Source organism: Rhodococcus sp. IEGM 1241 (genome assembly GCF_033142365.1).
GTDB classification, from domain to species: domain Bacteria; phylum Actinomycetota; class Actinomycetes; order Mycobacteriales; family Mycobacteriaceae; genus Rhodococcus_F; species Rhodococcus_F erythropolis.
Window position 1 is genome coordinate 1 of sequence record NZ_JAWLSE010000052.1, and the last position, 1,658, is coordinate 1,658.

Below are 1,658 nucleotides of genomic sequence, written 5' to 3' on the forward strand. Positions count from 1 at the left end.
GCGCCTGGTTCTGCTTCGGAGTTGGTGGTGGCTGCTGCTTTTGCGGTGGTTTTGGGGTGTGAGTCGCGGGTTGGTGTGGATGATGATTTCTTCGAGTTGGGTGGTAATTCGCTCAATGCGACCAGACTTGTCAGCCGCATCAACGCAGACCGAGGCACTGACATACCGCTGCGGGCCATCTTCGACTCGCCGACGGTAGCCGAACTTGCTGCGGTTCTCGACGCCTCATCATCCTCGAGTAGGCCGGCCCTGACAGCCCGGGTACGCCCGTCCGCGATCCCGTTGTCACCGGCTCAGTCCCGGATGTGGTTCCTCAACCGCTTCGAACCTGAGTCGTCGGCATACAACATGCCAGTGGTCCTTCGCCTCTCCGGCGCCCTCGACGTATCGGCGCTTGGTGCGGCAGTGTGTGATCTGGTGCTGCGCCACGAAGTTCTCCGGACGGTCTACCCTGAAGTGGACGGCATCGGTTTCCAGAGAATTCTCTCGCCGGATGACGCGGCCGTGGACATGACGATCGAGTATGTGTCCGAAAGTGCTCTCCTCGTACGAGTTTCCGAAGTCCTCGGCGCCACTTTCGACGTCACGTCCGAAATTCCCATGCGAGCTCATCTGTTCCAGCTCGACGAGTTCGAGTACGTCCTGGCGATGACGGTGCATCACATTGCGGGTGACGGTTTCTCGATGGGTCCGTTGACGCGTGATGTGATGGTGGCGTACGAGGCGCGGTCCCGAGGTATGGAGCCGTTGTGGGCGCCGCTCGAGGTGCAGTACGCGGATTACGCGCTGTGGCAGCTCGAGACGTTGGGTTCGGAAGAATCGTCGACCTCACTCGTCACACGACAGTTGGACTTCTGGCGGAACGCTCTCGACGCAATACCGTCGGTGATCGATCTGCCGCTGGACCGACCTCGTCCCGTGGAAGCCTCCGGCCGTGGAGCCATGTTCTCGGCCCATCTGAGCCCCGAGGTGAACGCGCAACTGGAGAAGGTCGCGCGTGACAACGGCGCTACGTCGTTCATGGTGTTGCATGCCGCGCTCGCTGTTGTGCTTTCGCGCTACAGCGGTGAATACGACGTAGTTGTGGGAACTCCTGTTGCGGGCCGAGGAGAACGTGCACTCGACGATCTGGTCGGCATGTTCGTCAACACCCTCGCACTACGTTCCGTGGTGTCGCCCGGCGCTCGGTTCGCGGAATTGCTCGAATCGGTTCGAGAATTCGACCTCCAGGCGTTCGCGAACGCCGACGTTCCGTTCGAGCGCCTGGTCGAGGTACTCGATCCGGTTCGTTCGCAGTCGTACTCGCCCATTTTCCAGGTCAGTTTGACCCTGCAGAACATCGCATTGACCGAACTCGAGTTCGACGGCATACGTATCGCCGAAGTCGACAACGTCGTGACCACTACACAGTTCGACCTGGACTTCGTGTTCAACGAAGCACTCACCGCCGACGGGTCTCGCGGGGGTCTGGACCTACATCTGACCTATGCCACCGATCTCTTCGACGAGGCAACCGCAGCGCGATTGGTCGATGCATACGTCGCAGTGGTGAGCGCTGCAGTGGCGGACACGTCCACCATCGTCGAGATGTTCGAGGTGGAGTCTGTGGTGGAGCGTGGGTTGGTGTTGGGGGGTGTGAATGAGACGGATCGTTGTGT

1 protein-coding gene is annotated in these 1,658 nt (G+C 60.5%); it reads left to right on the forward strand.

What is annotated here, in order from left to right:
• Positions 1-1,658, forward strand: a 1,658-nt coding sequence (locus R4P70_RS32560) for a condensation domain-containing protein (protein ID WP_317833834.1), incomplete at both ends; no start/stop codon positions are given.